The sequence below is a fragment of the Chryseobacterium gilvum genome (genome assembly GCF_025628965.1).
GTDB lineage: Bacteria > Bacteroidota > Bacteroidia > Flavobacteriales > Weeksellaceae > Chryseobacterium > Chryseobacterium gilvum.
This window is the reverse complement of record NZ_JAOTEN010000006.1, coordinates 1-15824: the sequence shown is the minus strand read 5'-3', so window position 1 is coordinate 15824 and position 15824 is coordinate 1. Positions and strand designations below refer to the sequence as shown.

16 protein-coding genes and 1 rRNA gene are annotated in these 15824 nt (G+C 35.5%); 5 read left to right on the top strand and 12 right to left on the bottom strand.

All coding sequences use genetic code 11. The features are described from left to right. Positions 1-61 precede the first annotated feature (61 nt). The 8 genes from N0B16_RS13850 to N0B16_RS13815 form a co-directional block, all read right to left on the bottom strand. On the bottom strand, positions 62-862 hold the full coding sequence (locus N0B16_RS13850; RefSeq protein ID WP_262991535.1) for an enoyl-CoA hydratase/isomerase family protein: 801 nt from the start codon (positions 860-862) through the stop codon (positions 62-64). Between the two features lie 85 nt (positions 863-947). After that, positions 948-1412 (bottom strand): 1,2-phenylacetyl-CoA epoxidase subunit PaaD, encoded by a 465-nt coding sequence (paaD, locus tag N0B16_RS13845; RefSeq protein ID WP_262991534.1) that lies wholly within the window; start codon positions 1410-1412, stop codon positions 948-950. 152 nt (positions 1413-1564) lie between these two features. Continuing rightward, positions 1565-2092, bottom strand: coding sequence for a hypothetical protein (locus N0B16_RS13840; protein ID WP_262991533.1), 528 nt, complete (start codon positions 2090-2092; stop codon positions 1565-1567). Positions 2093-2128: 36 nt separating this feature from the next. Further along, on the bottom strand, positions 2129-2878 hold the full coding sequence (gene paaC / locus N0B16_RS13835; protein ID WP_262991532.1) for a 1,2-phenylacetyl-CoA epoxidase subunit PaaC: 750 nt from the start codon (positions 2876-2878) through the stop codon (positions 2129-2131). Beyond that, positions 2878-3159: a 1,2-phenylacetyl-CoA epoxidase subunit PaaB gene (gene paaB, locus N0B16_RS13830; protein ID WP_034679196.1), complete on the bottom strand. Its 282-nt coding sequence runs from the start codon at positions 3157-3159 to the stop codon at positions 2878-2880. Before paaB ends, paaC begins: the two co-directional genes overlap by 1 nt. Before the next feature lie 177 nt (positions 3160-3336). Next, the gene (gene paaA, locus N0B16_RS13825; protein ID WP_262991531.1) at positions 3337-4275 is read right to left on the bottom strand and encodes a 1,2-phenylacetyl-CoA epoxidase subunit PaaA; all 939 of its coding nucleotides are present in this window, start codon (positions 4273-4275) and stop codon (positions 3337-3339) included. Positions 4276-4349: 74 nt separating this feature from the next. Continuing rightward, positions 4350-5435, bottom strand: a complete 1086-nt coding sequence (locus N0B16_RS13820; RefSeq protein WP_262991530.1) for a 2Fe-2S iron-sulfur cluster-binding protein — start codon at positions 5433-5435, stop codon at positions 4350-4352. A gap of 76 nt (positions 5436-5511) precedes the next feature. Beyond that, positions 5512-6102: a TetR/AcrR family transcriptional regulator gene (locus N0B16_RS13815; RefSeq protein ID WP_262991529.1), complete on the bottom strand. Its 591-nt coding sequence runs from the start codon at positions 6100-6102 to the stop codon at positions 5512-5514. A gap of 309 nt (positions 6103-6411) precedes the next feature. Here N0B16_RS13815 and clpB point away from each other — a divergent pair, with 309 nt between their 5' ends. Continuing rightward, positions 6412-9006 carry an ATP-dependent chaperone ClpB gene (gene clpB, locus N0B16_RS13810; RefSeq protein WP_262991528.1) on the top strand — a complete coding sequence of 865 codons (2595 nt, stop codon included), beginning with the start codon at positions 6412-6414 and terminating at the stop codon, positions 9004-9006. Positions 9007-9090: 84 nt separating this feature from the next. On the opposite strand, the gene N0B16_RS13805 is transcribed toward clpB, so the two are convergent. Next, positions 9091-9972, bottom strand: coding sequence for a hypothetical protein (locus N0B16_RS13805; protein WP_262991527.1), 882 nt, complete (start codon positions 9970-9972; stop codon positions 9091-9093). A 97-nt stretch (positions 9973-10069) separates the two neighbouring features. On the opposite strand from N0B16_RS13805, the gene N0B16_RS13800 reads away from it, so the two are divergent. The 4 genes from N0B16_RS13800 to N0B16_RS13785 are packed head-to-tail and all read left to right on the top strand — an operon-like array spanning position 10070 to position 12740. Beyond that, the gene (locus N0B16_RS13800) at positions 10070-10684 is read left to right on the top strand and encodes a hypothetical protein (protein WP_262991526.1); all 615 of its coding nucleotides are present in this window, start codon (positions 10070-10072) and stop codon (positions 10682-10684) included. Positions 10685-10693: 9 nt separating this feature from the next. Beyond that, on the top strand, positions 10694-11344 hold the full coding sequence (locus tag N0B16_RS13795) for a hypothetical protein (RefSeq protein ID WP_262991525.1): 651 nt from the start codon (positions 10694-10696) through the stop codon (positions 11342-11344). Further along, positions 11320-12105, top strand: coding sequence for a sensor histidine kinase (locus N0B16_RS13790; protein WP_262991524.1), 786 nt, complete (start codon positions 11320-11322; stop codon positions 12103-12105). Before N0B16_RS13795 ends, N0B16_RS13790 begins: the two co-directional genes overlap by 25 nt. Continuing rightward, positions 12102-12740 (top strand): response regulator transcription factor, encoded by a 639-nt coding sequence (locus N0B16_RS13785; RefSeq protein ID WP_262991523.1) that lies wholly within the window; start codon positions 12102-12104, stop codon positions 12738-12740. The genes N0B16_RS13790 and N0B16_RS13785 overlap by 4 nt, the downstream gene beginning before the upstream one ends. Positions 12741-12795: 55 nt before the next feature. On the opposite strand, the gene N0B16_RS13780 is transcribed toward N0B16_RS13785, so the two are convergent. The 3 genes from N0B16_RS13780 to rrf form a co-directional block, all read right to left on the bottom strand. Further along, positions 12796-14658, bottom strand: a complete 1863-nt coding sequence (locus tag N0B16_RS13780; protein ID WP_262991522.1) for a M1 family metallopeptidase — start codon at positions 14656-14658, stop codon at positions 12796-12798. Positions 14659-14728: 70 nt separating this feature from the next. After that, entirely contained in the window at positions 14729-15610 is an 882-nt protein-coding gene (locus N0B16_RS13775; RefSeq protein WP_262991521.1) for an SDR family oxidoreductase, read from the bottom strand. 138 nt (positions 15611-15748) lie between these two features. Next, a 5S ribosomal RNA gene (gene rrf / locus N0B16_RS13770) occupies positions 15749-15824 on the bottom strand; the annotation flags it as partial.

Sequence of the window (15824 nt, the reverse complement as noted above, 5' to 3'; positions counted from 1 at the left end):
TAGTTGATAGCGTATCCATAATAATCTTTAATACATTTTACATAAATATCTTAATACGATGTTATTTTCCTTTATAATCAGGTTTTCTTTTCTGTAAAAAAGCACTTACGCCTTCTTTAAAATCTTGTGTTTCAGCGGCTTCCTGCTGTAAATCGCCTTCTAACTGTAATTGCTCTTTTAAAGTATTATCGTAAGAACTGGCAAAAGCTTTTTTGGTTAATTTTAGACCGACAGTAGGCATATTGGATACTTTTTCAAGAATTTCCATTGATTTTGAAGTGAATTCTTCTTCGTTAAAGACTTCCGCTACCAAACCGTACGATTTTGCTTCTTCAGCGGGTAATCTTTTCCCTGTAAATGCTAAATAATTGGCCAGTTGTCTTCCCAGCAATTTTGGCAGGAAATATGTTCCTCCCGTATCCGGAATCAAACCGATATTGGAGAATGCCTGAGAAAAATAGGCTTTATTATTGGCCAGTACGAAGTCACAAATTAATGCTAACATTGCCCCAGCTCCTACTGCAGGACCATTTACCAAAGCGACTACCGGTTTTTTGCAATGGGTAATTTCCATGACCAGCGGATTATAATAATCAGTTACGATTCTTCTGATGATATCGTTGTCATGATGTTCATCACCCTGTACAAAAGCATCATCCAGGTTTTGACCGGAGCAAAACGCTTTTCCTCTTCCTGAAATGGCAACGCATCTTACGGTTTCGTCATTGCTGCATTCTTGTATGAAATCTTTCAGGTCAGATAATGAAGGCTTGGTGAGCGCATTCATTGTTTCAGGCTGATTAAGGTACGCTATTTTCAGTTTTCCGTCAAAATGGGTCTCAATATCGAGTTGTGTGTACATGGTTTTAAAATTAAATGATTAAAGAATTAAAAAATTACATTGCTCTAATTTAAACAATATTAAATAACATATCAATGTTCATTTTTTAATGGCATTTAAAATAATCAAAAGGCTCTAAACAGTCTAAGCATTGATAGGAAGCCTTACATAAGGTAGACCCGAATCTGCTGATCTGTTTTGAATTCATAGACCCGCAGCGAGGACATTTTTTCGGCTTACCGATGTGGTGTTCGTCTGCTCCTTTTTCGGGAGGTGAAATTCCGTAAACCCGGAGTTTTTCTCTTGCTTCATCGGTCAGCCAGTCTGTTGTCCAGATCGGAAACATTTTGGTAACTACTTTCGCATCCCATCCGTTTTCCTTCATGATCTTGATGATGTCTTCCTCAATGGTAAACATAGCGGGACAGGCAGAATACGTCGGCGTGATTGTTACTTCGCAAGAATTTTCACTGGTAACTCTCGCTTCTCTTACAATGCCTAATTCCACGATATCGATCACCGGAATTTCCGGATCGGGAACTTGTTTTAATATTTCTAAAGGATTTTTCAATCTTTTTAATCTGAATGTTTATATTAAAAATAAATTTGCACTAATTCAAGCAAGTTTATCAATTTAAAAATAGTATAGTTATTATAGATTCCTATAAAATCTGTAATAAAATTAGAATCTTGTTGTAAAAGATTATTTATTTAAAAAGGTACTCAAAAAATAGAATCCCAAATTTTATTCTGTCTTAAAATTAAATCCTCAATGTTGACTTTCTGATACAATTCATTAAAAATTTCAAATTTTTCAAACCAAATTTTTATTTCAATATTTTTATCAAAATCATCTTGAAATAACTCAATCGAATCTTGCTCATCATAACTCTCAGATGTTATATAATCTAAGCTAGAATTCTCAAAATTAAAATTTGATTTTTCTATATTTATAAAATCCCATCCGTAAATATCTTTATTGATAAATTTTTCAACGTAATATGAAATTTCATTTGGATTAATTTTTTTTACCTTGATAATATCTTCTACTTTCTCAGAATATTTCGCAACAAATCTAAAAATATTTTCAAATTTAAAATTTACAATATTTGGAGGTTTATTGTCTTTTTCTCTTAAAAGTTCGAATTTGCAGAATATATAATTTTCGATTTCATTAAATTCAATATTTATGATTGATGCTTCATTAAGAATTATATTTAGACCCTCTCTAATCTCTTTTGATATAGCCATTCATAAATTACTTTTAAATCTGTTAGGTTGGTATTTTTACCATGTACAACCCGGATACGCTCTCTGCATATACTGTAATTCGCAAAGCATGAACCCGAAATATTCTGTGTGATACCCTGTTCTGGATTTTGGCTGCATAAAATGATCTTTTGGATATTCTAACCCGAAATCCTGAAAATCTTTTTCTGTAATTGAAAGAAAATCTTCATAAAGGGCATCCACATTCGGAGTGATATTTAAAGCAATCAAATCATCTTCTCCTTCTACTTTTGCAAATAAACCTTGGGTATATTCCCAGATATTTTCGATGGCTCTATCCAGACGCATTCTACTTTCTTCTGTTCCCTGCGCGAAAATTTTCATCCAGGAAGCAGCGTGGGTATAATGATACCTTACCTCCTTCAACGATTTCTGAGCGATGGCAGAAAGTTCTTCATCAGCAGAGTTTGACAGCGCAGCATACATGAGTTTCTGATAGACAGAAAAAACATATACTTTAAGAATGGTCTGTGCATAATCTTCATTCGGAAGCTCGGTTAAATGAGCATTCAGATATTCATGTTCGTATCTTAAAAATGCCAAATCATCCTCACTTTTTCCGTTATCGGCAACTCTTGAGGCATAAACGTAGAAGTTATTGGCTTGTCCCAGCTCGTCCAATGCAATATTCGTCAAGGCGATATCTTCCTCCAAATAAGGGCCTTCACCGCACCACGCAGACAGACGCTGCCCCATGATGAAACTGTCGTCTGCTAATTTTAATAAATAATTATATAACGCGTTCATTACATGTTTTTTACATCGTTAGGAATATCGTAAAAGGTTGGATGACGGTATAATTTGTCATCAGCAGGATCGAAGAATGCTTCTTTATCAATCCCTTCCGAAGTCACAATATATTTACTTGGAACTACCCAAACTGAAGTTCCTTCTTTTCTTCTTGTATACACGTCTCTTGCATTCTGCAATGCCATTTCTGCTGTTGGTGCCTGTACAATTCCAACGTGTTTGTGAGATAATCCCGGTTTAGTCTGAATAAACACTTCCCACATATCTAAATTTGCCATAGTCAAATTTTAAATTCTAAGTTTTGAATTATTTTTGAATTTTAATTCCTGAACCATAAGGACAATTAAGTCGTTAAGAATATTTAAGTTTAGCTTCGTTTTTAGATTTAAAATCAGAATGATTTATCTTAATTAAACTTAACTTCTAAACAAAATCTTAGTGGTTTAAATTAAATATTATATTACTTCTTTTCGTTGTTTCTCTGCAAAAGCTTTTGCCGCTTCTTTTACCCAAAGGTTTTCCTGCTGCGCTTTCACTTTGGTTTGTAATCTTTTCTTATTGCATGGGCCATTTCCTTTTAATATAGTCATGAATTCATCCCACGGAAGCTCCCCGAAATCATAATGCTGTCTTTCTTCATTCCATTTCAAATCTTTATCCGGAACAGTTAATCCCAAGAATTCAGCCTGAGAAACCGTAACATCGATAAATCTCTGACGAAGACTGTCGTTACTTTCTCTTTTTACCCGGTAATTCATTGAGATTTTAGAGTTTGGCGAACTGTCGTCATTCGGGCCAAACATCATTAAAGCCGGCCACCAGAAACGATCTAATGAAGCCTGAGCCATTTCTTTTTGCTGTTTTGTTCCACGGCAAAGTGCCATAAGAATCTCGTAACCCTGTCTTTGGTGAAACGATTCTTCTTTACAAATTTTTACCATTGCTCTTGAGTAAGGACCATAAGAATTCCCCATCAACATCACCTGATTCATAATTGCTGCACCGTCAACCAGCCAGCCGATCGCACCGATATCTGCCCAGCTTAATGTAGGGTAATTGAAAATGCTTGAGTATTTCGCTTTTCCTTCCAGCATATCTTCATACGTCGCGTCTCTATCTGCTCTGATCGTTCCGTTCCCTAATGTTTCAGTGGCAGAATATAAGTATAAACCATGACCAGCTTCATCCTGAACTTTAGCCAAAAGAGCCATTTTTCTTCGTAATGAAGGCGCTCTGGAAATCCAATTGGCTTCCGGCAACATTCCGATAATCTCAGAATGGGCGTGCTGTGAAATCTGACGAACCAATAATTTTCTGTAATCGTCGGGCATTACATCTTTTGGTTCTACTTTATTTTCGTCGTGTACGTATTGTACAAATTTTTCTAAGTCCATTTCTTTTGTTTTTGTAAAATGTAAAAAGTATTAGTGTATTTATAAATACATCTTACATTAGTCATTAATACAATTTAAACGTCATAATTAAGCATCACCACATTCGTCGTCGGGTGACACTGGCAAGTCAGAACAAAACCTCTGGCTACTTCGTCTTCGGTAAGCGCGTAGTTTTTCTCCATGAAAACTTCTCCTTCCAAAACTTCCGCTTTACACGTACAGCATACTCCTCCTTTACATGCAAAAGGCACAGGAAGATTGTCTTTCAATGCTTTATCTAAGATACTCTCTTTTTTAGAATTAAGGTGAAACGAATATTCATCATCATCGATAATGACTGTTACCATACTTTCTATATTGGCAATTGCCTTGAATTCATCGCTCATTTCCTCAGAATTCTCTTCATCGGGAGCCGTAAAATATTCAAATAAAACCTGAATGGCAGGTACTTTTTTCTCTTTCTTTAAATAATCGGCAATTCCCTTGATCATTTCTGAAGGACCACAAATAAAGAATGTAGATTCTTTTACATCGATATCTGCATACCTTTCAAACAACTGATCTAATTTTTCAGGAGAAATTCTTCCTTCAAAAATAGGATCTTCATGCTGCTCACGGCTTACTAAATAAACAACTTTCAGTCGTCCGTTAAAAGTTTCTACCAACTTATCGATTTCAGCTTTCTTCATCACATGATTCATGCTTCGGTTGCTGTAGAACAGATACGCATTGGAATTCGGCTCCTGGTAAAGACTTTCTTTAATATTGGACAATACCGGAGAAATTCCGCTTCCTGCCGCCAAACCAATGTATGTTTTTACGTTTGTAGGATGATAAGATGTATTAAAACCACCCATTGGAGGCATTACTTCAAGCATCTCATCCATATGAAGATGTTCGTTGAAATATCCTGAAACTTTACCGTTTTCTAATAATTTTACCAATACTTCCAGTGTGTTGCTTTTTTCACTGGGCGCGTTGCAGATTGAATAAGAACGTCGTTCTTCATTTCCGTTGATCATCATCCGGAAGTTAAGATACTGCCCTTGTTTGAACCTGAATTTATCTTTCAGCTCTTCAGGAATTTCAACCGCTACGTTTACCGCATCGTTGGTATCTTTCTGAACTCTGACTGTTTTTAATTTATAAAATGAATTCATTTTTAATGATGTTATATAAAACTAACTAACATTTGTTAGGTTGTAAATTTAAAAAGAATTTTCATCACCACCAAATTTATTTATCCGGACTTTTCTGATGGTTTCCTATAAGCCCGAAAAGGATTTTATCCCTGATTTCGTCGGTAATATCTGTTGTAGACTCTACATTTCTTTTGAACCAGAAATAGGAGTTATTTAACGTATGGAGAATAAATCTTGTGGTAAATGCAGATGATTTCAATTCCCAGTTTTCAGCCTGATAGATCTCAGAAATCAATTGTTCCACTTCCTGCTGATATTTTTTCCTTAATTCTATAAATTCGGGAAGCTTGACATCAAGATGTCTCCATTCATTAGAATAAATATGCGTGACATCACGATTTTTAAGTACTATGGATAAATGCTTATCAATAAACAGATTTAATTTTTCTCTGGGAGAAATATTTGTACTTTTCACTTTTTGAAGTTCAGCAAAAAATTCATGCGCGATTCCGAAACAGATCCATTCCAGAATTTCTTCCTTTGAACGGATATGTGCATAGAGTGACGCCGCTTTAATATTAAGCCTGGTCGCCAAATCTCTTACCGAGCTGCCCATGTATCCTTTTTCTTTAAAAAGTTCTACAGCCGCTTCTAATATTTTATTTTGTTTATCTTTAAGTACCATTATGCAAGTACAAAAGTAATTATTCTATGGAAATGATTAAATGAAAAATTTGTAAATACCGAAACAGTCAAAATGGAATATTTTTATTGCATATTTTTTTATTTTCGGAAAATTTGTCGTCAAAAAAGAATTTAAAATATAAAATTCGGAAAATTTGTCCTTAATTTTTAAAAATTCGACAATAGAATAATTTTTGCGATGTAGATATCAGAATTAAATGATTGATCATGCATTAAGAAATTAAGCCTTAAAATTTAGTTTCTTAATGTTTTTTAAACTGTAAAAGAGTAACGAAATAAAAATATAAATATGAATTTAAACCAATATACCGTAAAATCGCAGGAAGCTATACAGGCTGCACAGCAAGTAGCGATGGAATTTGGCAATCAGCAAATTGAACCCCAACATCTTCTGGAAGGAATTTTTCAGGTAGATGAAAATATATCGCCTTTCTTGTTAAAAAAATCTGAAGCAGACGCCAATCTGGTAAGAGAGCGAAACCGTGAAAATCTACAAAAACTTCCTAAAGTGCAGGGAGGAAATATTTATCTTTCTCAAACGGCAAACAAAGTCTTGCTTGACGCGCCCAACATCGCAAAAAAAATGGGTGATGAATTTGTCACCATCGAACATTTATGGCTTTCATTATTAGAAACCAGTTCAGAAGTTTCCAAGATGCTGAAAGATATGGGTGTTACCAAAAGTCTTCTGGAAGGCGGAATTAAGGAATTGAGAAAAGGAAGTACTGCGAATTCTGCAAGCTCAGAAGAAACGTATCAATCTTTAAAAAAATATGCTAAAAACTTTAATGAATTAGCAGCAGAAGGGAAATTAGACCCTGTAATCGGGCGTGATGAAGAAATAAGAAGAGTGTTACAGATTCTTTCAAGAAGAACCAAAAACAATCCCATCCTAATTGGTGAACCCGGAGTGGGTAAAACTGCTATCGCAGAAGGAATTGCCCACAGAATTATCAGTGGAGATATTCCTGAAAACCTGATGGATAAAACTTTGTATTCATTGGATATGGGAGCCTTGATTGCCGGTGCAAAGTACAAGGGGGAATTTGAAGAACGTTTGAAATCTGTAATCAATGAAGTGACAAAATCGAATGGCCAAATTATTCTTTTCATTGACGAAATCCACACTTTGGTAGGAGCAGGAGGCGGCGAAGGCGCGATGGATGCTGCAAATATTCTAAAACCCGCTTTGGCACGAGGAGAATTAAGAGCGATCGGTGCGACCACTTTGAATGAATATCAAAAATATTTTGAAAAAGACAAAGCGCTTGAAAGACGTTTCCAGAAAGTAATGGTGGAAGAGCCGGATACAGAATCGGCGATCTCCATCCTTCGTGGAATTAAAGATAAATACGAAGCGCATCATAAAGTAAGAATCAAAGACGAAGCGATCATCGCCGCGGTGGAAATGTCTCAGCGGTATATTTCAGACCGTTTTTTACCGGATAAAGCAATTGACCTGATTGATGAAGCTTCGGCTAAATTAAGAATGGAAATCAATTCAAAACCTGAAGAACTGGATGTTCTCGACCGGAAACTGATGCAGATGGAAATTGAATTGGCGGCCATTTCAAGAGAAGGCAACCAGACAAAAATAGACCATTTAAAAGAAGATATCTCGAAAATTTCTGAAGAAAGAAATGAAATTAATGCAAAATGGCTTAAAGAAAAACAAAAATCTGAGGATTTAACATCCATCAAAAAAGATATCGAATCTCTGAAACTGGAAGCAGAACGAGCTTCAAGAGCAGGAGATTATGCAAAAGTGGCTGAAATACAGTACGGGAAAATAAAAGAGAAGGAAGATGCTTTGCAAAAACTTGAACTGGAGATGCAAAATCATCAGAATGAATTGATTAAAGAAGAAGTAACTGCTGAAAATATCTCTGAAGTAATTGCAAAATGGACCGGAATTCCCGTTACAAAACTTCTGCAATCCGAAAGACAAAAATTATTACATCTCGAAACCGAACTTCATCACAGAGTTGTAGGGCAAGATGAAGCGATTCAGGCAGTTGCCGATGCGATCAGAAGAAACAGGGCGGGATTGAGCGACGAGAAAAAACCGATCGGTTCATTTTTATTCTTAGGAACAACCGGAGTTGGTAAAACTGAGCTTGCCAAAGCACTGGCCGAATTTTTATTTGATGATGAAAACAATATGACGAGAATCGATATGAGTGAATATCAGGAGCGTCATTCGGTTTCCAGATTGGTGGGTGCTCCTCCTGGATATGTAGGCTATGATGAAGGTGGCCAGTTGACGGAAGCGGTGAGAAGAAGACCTTATTCTGTGGTGCTTTTAGATGAGATTGAAAAAGCGCATCCTGATGTTTTCAACACATTGTTGCAGGTTCTAGATGACGGTCGTTTGACCGATAATAAAGGCAGAGTCGTGAATTTTAAAAACTCGATTATCATTATGACTTCGAATTTAGGTTCGCATATCATTCAGGAGAATTTTGAAAACATCACCGAAGAAAACCAGGATGAGATTGTGGAAAAAACTAAAATTGAGGTTTTTGATCTGCTGAAACAGACTTTACGTCCGGAATTCCTGAACAGAATTGATGAAACGGTATTGTTCCAGCCTTTAAGAAAAAAAGAAATCGGAAAAATCGTTCAGTATCAGTTGAGAGGATTTAATGATTTATTAAGCAAGCGCAATATCATCATGACCGCGACTCAGGACGCTTTGGATTACCTGATGAACAAAGGCTATGATCCGGCTTTTGGGGCAAGACCTTTGAAGAGAGTGATCCAACAGGAAGTTCTTAATAAATTATCTCGGGAGATTTTGGCAGGAACCGTAAATGACGGTGACAGAATTACGCTGGATTATTTCGAAGAAACAGGTTTGGTTTTCCGGCCTACAGAAAAATAAATAGTTTTTTCATATATTATTTTGTAATAAGTGCTGAAGAGAAATTTTCTTCAGCACTTATTTTTGTTGATATGACGAGTATTCTTAATGACTTACCAATACATCCAAATTTTTAAGAGGATTTACTTTCTTACTGGTTACATCAAAATTTTTGGGAGCTGCCGTAAAATAGATACGCTGATTTCCGTGCTGTACATTCTTACCGGCTGTTGCTGTACTTACAGGATCCTGACCAATATTAATGATTACATTCACGTTTTCATTTCCTGTTCTTCTTGCTTCGCTTCTCACATAAGCAAAATAAGATTCCAGAGCTTGTATACTATACAAATAGGTTCTTTGTACCTCTACACCGTTTTCATTCAGAATTTTTTCATTGGTATTCGTGTACGTGTCATACAGCATTTTTGCAGCAGGAGAGGTAATCAGATACCCTTCAAAACTTTCTCCTGCGTCGCCCGGATCATCAGAAATGATAATAGATGGCGGAATAAGGCTTCCGTGATTAAGCGCAGGAATCATTTCAACCGCTGTAGAATCGCCTTCTTCCGTACCTTTATGTGCATTCAGAAAAACAGTTTGATACCCTTCATATTCTTCATTTTGACGATCATCAATGAGATGCCCTTCAGGATATTGTCCCAGATTAATTTCAATCATTGCATTTTCACCAGCCCTTTGCTTGATGAAGTGTACGTAATCTTCAAGAACCTCAATCGGATAAATAACCTGTCTTGATTCTTGTGACGATAAGCCTCTAGCCGATCTTGAATCGGATAAGATTCTATAATTGTGAGCCAGATATTCATCTTCGAAGATCTGCGCATCTTTTGCGCTTATCGTATGGTTCTTATCACTGCTATTCTGAGTTTTATCCTTCAATGTATTTTCCTGATCTGTAATACATGATTGAAAGGATAAAAATATCATCAGAAAGCTTAATAAACTAAAAAATTTTGCTTTCATTATTTCTCTTGATTTTTATTTACAAATATACTTCTATTCTAATTAATAATGTTAAAATGGGTATTTTAAATTTATATTTTTATTAACATAATATACCGTGAAAACCCTGATTACAATGGGAAAATCCCCTATGTTTTTATTGGTAAATTTTATCATTTTTGTAAATAATAACTATCTTTATGATAAATATTATAAAGTAAGCAATATGAATTCCAAAACTATACATGCCCTGATAAAAAATTACCGGGAAAACCAATTAAATGCGATCAGTCAAAATATGGGGATCACAGATGCCCATTCTGTCTGGTTTGATTTGCCTACCCTGAAAAACTTCATTTCCAGAATAGAGTCTGAAAGCAGCAATATAAATTCTGAGATTACAGAACATGATTTAGGGATCAGACTATATTTCGCAGCCTATCCTCAAGGTCAGGAATGGACCGATATGAAAACACAGGATCCTGATTTTTTCTTAAATAACCCTCTCACTGATGATTATGCCGGGAAACAAACGCTGATTATGATCCCTACACTTAAAATGGCAGATGATAAAGAGAATGTGTACGATTACGACTTTAATCCTCTGGATGAAACCACATTTTCTCAAAGACAGGGAGGCCATTCTGCAAGTACAGCTTCAGCAGTTGAAACCATGGCGCTTAACCACGGCAGTCTTATACCACCGGCAAATCCTATTGTTGAAACCTACTAATTTTAATATATGCAGATATTACAAAGTATTTTAGATGAGGCCCTGTATTTTACAGAAGGTTTTTGTGCCTTGGCTGCCATCATCTATTTTAAATCTGTAAAAAAAACCTATTGGAAATATTTTGTATTCTATCTTGCTGCTATTTTTTTATTTGAATCTTTAGGTAGATATGGCAATTTTGAGCTGTATTCAAAAATAAAATACTATAACAACATTGTCATTCCCTTTCAATTCATTTTTTTCTTCTGGCTGTATGGAATTAAATCACTTAAAAGTAAAACTCTGTTTTGGATTCTTTCTGTTTTGTATCTGATCTCATTCATACCCAGTGAATTGTATTTTAAAGGCAGCAACGTTATTTACTCCTTCAATTATACATTCGGGTGCCTTCTTCTTATGATTTTGGTGATTTTAGAATATTATAAACAAATTAATTCTGATGATATTATCAATTTCCAGAAAAACAGAATGTTTTACATAAATTTGGGGGTAACATTATTTTATATCGGGACTTTACCATTCTGGACGTTTTATGCGCTTATTTTTTATGAACATAGACAAATCTGGGATATATATTACAGTTACAATTTAATTTCTGATATTATCATGTATTTACTATTCTCAATTTCTTTTGTATGGGGAAAACAGAACTCTTATTAACGATTATTTTATTCAACTTATTTTTTGTAATGTTTATCGTTGCGGTATCGATCTACATCAGGAAATACAGATTGCGAAAGCGAGAATATCTTAATGAAATACAGATCAAAAACGAAATCCATCAAAAAGAATTATTGGCTACCCAGCTTGAAATTCAGCAGGCAACGATGCAGCAGATCGGGCGTGAGCTGCACGATAATATCGGCCAAAAACTCACTTTGGTGAGCCTTTATACCCAACAGCTGCTTTATGAAAACAGGGTTCCGGAAGTGAGTGAAAGAATCGAGCAGGTTTCCCAGATCATCAATCAGTCGCTGCAGGATTTAAGAAGCCTTTCAAAAACCTTAACGGATGATAATATCAATCAAAAGGAAATCGTAACTTTAATCCAGGAAGAAGTAGACAAAGCGAACGCGTTTAAAAGATGTCAGATCAGCTTTCAGCATAATTTTGAGCAGCTTGACCTTGATTTTGTACATAAAAATGTACTGTTAAGAATCACACAGGAATTTATTCAGAACAGTATAAAACATGCTAAATGCGAAAATATTTATATCAGCCTTAATACTTCTGAAGAAAATTTGTGGGAGCTCAAAATCAACGATGACGGAGTTGGGTTTGATCAGTCTCACATCACTTCTAACGGTATTGGTCTTACGAATATGAAAAACAGAGCGGAAATCATTGGTGCGCAATATCATCTTGAAAGCACCAAAGACATAGGAACCACCATACGTATTATTTTAAAGAAACAGCCATGAAAAAGACTATTGTAATCGTAGATGATCATGTTCTCATCGCAAAAGCTCTTGAAGGGATCATTGATAATTTTAAAGAATTTGAAGTCATTTATGTTGCCGAAAACGGTAAAGACATGATTCAGAAATTTGAAGATCATAAAATTCCTGATATCATTCTCTTAGACATCAGTATGCCAATTATGGATGGTTTTGAAACAGTAATCTGGCTCAAAAAACATCATCCCGAAATAAAAGTAATGGCACTCAGCATGCAGAGTGATGAGAAAAGTGTTATTAAAATGATCAAAAACGGAGCAAAAGGGTACCTTTTAAAAAATACACATCCGAAAGACCTTGAAGATGCACTTACAAAATTAAATACAGATGGCTTTTTTTACCCAGAATGGGCATCAAAAATAATCTATTCGAGCTTTAATAACGATGATTCCCAAAAAGCAGTAAAAATATCCACGCGCGAAAAAGAATTTTTAAAATATACCGTTACAGAACTGAGCTATAAAGAAATTGCCGAAATCATGTGCTGCAGCCCGAGAACGATAGAAAGCTACCGAGATCAGCTCTGCGAAAAATTAGACCTGAAGACAAGAGTAGGTTTGGCTGTTTTTGCCATTAAAAATGGTTTCGCCGAATCATAAAAACGTACACTGAAAATTATAAATACTTTTTCTGATGTGAAATGGTATTTGTATTTTAGAAAGATTTCAAATTGTCTTCAGGGGTATAATCCATAAAAAGGCCGCCGTCTAATAGTACAGACTTCACTTTTTTCTTCGCAGGAAGAGAAATTACAATCTGCTTTTGATTTTTTTCCCATAATGCAGGTGTATAATGTTTTTTCTCAACTGAATCATCATCGTAAGTGATCACCACATCAAAAGGAATCGCAAAACCTCCTATGTTATCTATTGTAACGGTCAGATTACTGTTTTTATTAACAATATCTTTGATTTTAAGGTCAATATAATAATTGGTATAAAACCAATTGTTAAAAAACCAATTCAGATTTTTTCCTGACCCTGTATTCATAGAATAGAAATAATCCCACGGAATCGGATGTTTTCCATTCCAGTGATCCATATAATGATGAAGCGCTTTTTTGAAGAGTTCATCTCCTAAATAATCTTTTAATGCTAAATAAGACAATGAAGATTTTACATACGAATTATTTCCGTAACCGGCTCCGCTCACTTGGGTACTCATGGTAATGATCGGCTGATCCTGTTCAGCTGAAGGGTCATTAATCCACCGTTTTACCCGAAAGTTCTGATAAAACTTTTTTGCCGCATCTTCCCCGTTTTCATCAATTCCGATCAGATATTCTAAAGTGGTTGCCCAACCTTCATCCATAAAAGCATACCTTGTTTCGTTAATTCCCATATAAAATGGAAAATACGTATGGGCAATCTCATGATCCGCAGTTAATCTAGCATCCTGTAAATCATCTGGAATGCTCGTGTCGTTGATCATCATAGGATATTCCATATCGGCATATCCCTGTATCGCAGTCATTGTAGAATAAGGATATTCTACACCGGGCCATTTTTTCGAAAACCAGTCAAGATTATAGCGCATCCATTCCACATAATGTTCAAAATCGTTCGCATCTGCTTTATAACCTGCCTGAACACCGGCTCTTTTCGTTTTCAGCTGAACGCTGGCTCCGTCCCAAACATAATGATTGCTTAATGCAAAACAGAAATCTGTGATATGGTCTGCTTTAAATTTCCATATATTCCAATCTTTTTGAAGAGTAACCTTCCCTAACTTCATTTCCGCTTCATTCGCAATATGGATAACCTGATCACTTTTCAAAGAATTTTTAAATCTTTTTACATATTCAGGCTGAAGCACTTCGTCAGGATTTAAAAAAGTTCCTGTTGCCCAGACTACATAGTTTTTCGGAGCTGTAATTTCAAAAGAGTAATCATTAAAATCATTATAAAATTCCTGCCTATCGGAATGAGGAAGAAGGTCCCAACCGTTGTAATCATCATAGACAGAAATTCTTGGGTAAGAATAGGCAACATAAAAAGTTTCAGGATCAATTTGGCCCTCTCTTCCGCTTTGCACTGATAAAGGATATTCCCACTGGATTTTAATTTCACTTTTAGATTGAGAACGTAACACATTATTCAGTTTAACCCATTCTACCGTTCCCCAATTTTCACTATCGATTTTATATTGCTCACCATTGACGGAAAAAGATAAAATCCTAAGGCCGGAAGACAAAAAATCCTTATCAACAAAACCTGATCTTGGAGACTGTGGTTTGTGAAGATTATTAACAAACCTTATCGCTAATCCGGATAAATCATCCGGACTGTTGTTGGTGTATGTGATTGTCTCTTCGCCTGAAACTGTTTTAGTTTCAGCATTTACTTTTATATGAATATTGTAAATGCCTTTATTTTGCCAGTAATTTTTACCCGGAGCACCGGAAATATTGCGCGTTCCGTTGTCGTACGCTTTCTTGATATTTCTCGGCATGTATAATTCCTGAGCGGCAATATGCAGAGAAGTTATAACTAAAAGAACTGCAGTTATTAATTTCATTCAACTACTTTATTATAATTCTGAATAAAGATATTAATTATTATAATCATAAAAGATTAAAAGAGTTGACTTAGTTTGATTTTTTTGCTTTAATCATTGCTTCAAGCATATCCCACATTTCTTGTGGTACATCTTCCAACATATTGAATTCACCTGCTCCCTGAAGCCATTCTCCACCGTCAATAGTGACTACTTCACCATTCATATATGCCGAATAATCTGACACTAAATATGCGGCTAGATTTGCCAATTCCTGATGCTCACCGACTCTTCTCAAAGGAACTTTTTTTCTCATATCAAATTTCTCCTGCAAATCCCCCGGAAGTAATCTATCCCAAGCTCCTTTTGTAGGAAAAGGACCGGGAGCGATTGCATTAAATCGTATTCCATATTTTGCCCATTCGACCGCTAAAGATCGGGTCATAGCCAAAACTCCTGCTTTCGCGCATGCTGAAGGAACTACATATGCAGAACCGGTCCACGCATAAGTAGTAACGATATTTAGAACTGTCCCTGGACTTTTTGAATCAATCCAGTGTTTTCCTATGGAAAGTGTACAATTTTTTGTCCCTTTTAAAACAATATCTAAAATAGAGTCAAAAGCCGAATGTGTTAATCTTTCGGTAGGAGAAATAAAATTTCCGGCTGCATTGTTCAGAAGAATATCAATTTTACCAAACTCTTTTAATGTTGCTTCTTTCATTGCTTCTACTTCCTCCCAATTTCTCACATCACAAGCAATACATAGTACTTTTCCACCAGTTTCCTCTTCCAATTCTTTTGCAGTGGTCTGCAATTTTTCTAAATTTCTGGAAGTAATGACTACTTTTGCGCCTAATTGTAAAAAATATTTGGTCATTGCTTTTCCAAGACCACTTCCCCCACCGGTAACGATGGCAACTTTATCTTTTAGGGCATCTTCACGCAACATGGGCTGTGTATATAGACTCATATAATTTTTTATTAAAAATAAGAAATATTCAGCTGATTCTGTTGAAAATGAAATGATAAAGAATGTTATAAATAATATTATTGGAATATATTATAAACGAAAAAGCTCATCAATTGATATTGATGAGCTTTTAAAAAAGACTGGCGGCGACCTACTCTCCCGCTTTCGCAGTACCATCGGCGCTGGTGGGCTTAACTTCTGTGTTCGGAATGGG

Excerpts from the sequence above, each read along its gene's own strand:
- N0B16_RS13780 (WP_262991522.1), bottom strand. The coding sequence starts at position 14,658 with ATGAAATTAATAACTGCAGTTCTTTTAGTTATAACTTCTCTGCATATT.
- N0B16_RS13785 (WP_262991523.1), top strand. The coding sequence starts at position 12,102 with ATGAAAAAGACTATTGTAATCGTAGATGATCATGTTCTCATCGCAAAA.
- N0B16_RS13840 (WP_262991533.1), bottom strand. The coding sequence starts at position 2,092 with ATGGCTATATCAAAAGAGATTAGAGAGGGTCTAAATATAATTCTTAAT.
- N0B16_RS13795 (WP_262991525.1), top strand. The coding sequence starts at position 10,694 with ATGCAGATATTACAAAGTATTTTAGATGAGGCCCTGTATTTTACAGAA.
- N0B16_RS13850 (WP_262991535.1), bottom strand. The coding sequence starts at position 862 with ATGTACACACAACTCGATATTGAGACCCATTTTGACGGAAAACTGAAA.
- paaB (WP_034679196.1), bottom strand. The coding sequence starts at position 3,159 with ATGGCAAATTTAGATATGTGGGAAGTGTTTATTCAGACTAAACCGGGA.
- N0B16_RS13805 (WP_262991527.1), bottom strand. The coding sequence starts at position 9,972 with ATGAAAGCAAAATTTTTTAGTTTATTAAGCTTTCTGATGATATTTTTA.
- N0B16_RS13790 (WP_262991524.1), top strand. The coding sequence starts at position 11,320 with ATGGGGAAAACAGAACTCTTATTAACGATTATTTTATTCAACTTATTT.
- clpB (WP_262991528.1), top strand. The coding sequence starts at position 6,412 with ATGAATTTAAACCAATATACCGTAAAATCGCAGGAAGCTATACAGGCT.
- N0B16_RS13815 (WP_262991529.1), bottom strand. The coding sequence starts at position 6,102 with ATGGTACTTAAAGATAAACAAAATAAAATATTAGAAGCGGCTGTAGAA.
- paaC (WP_262991532.1), bottom strand. The coding sequence starts at position 2,878 with ATGAACGCGTTATATAATTATTTATTAAAATTAGCAGACGACAGTTTC.
- N0B16_RS13775 (WP_262991521.1), bottom strand. The coding sequence starts at position 15,610 with ATGAGTCTATATACACAGCCCATGTTGCGTGAAGATGCCCTAAAAGAT.
- paaA (WP_262991531.1), bottom strand. The coding sequence starts at position 4,275 with ATGGACTTAGAAAAATTTGTACAATACGTACACGACGAAAATAAAGTA.
- N0B16_RS13820 (WP_262991530.1), bottom strand. The coding sequence starts at position 5,435 with ATGAATTCATTTTATAAATTAAAAACAGTCAGAGTTCAGAAAGATACC.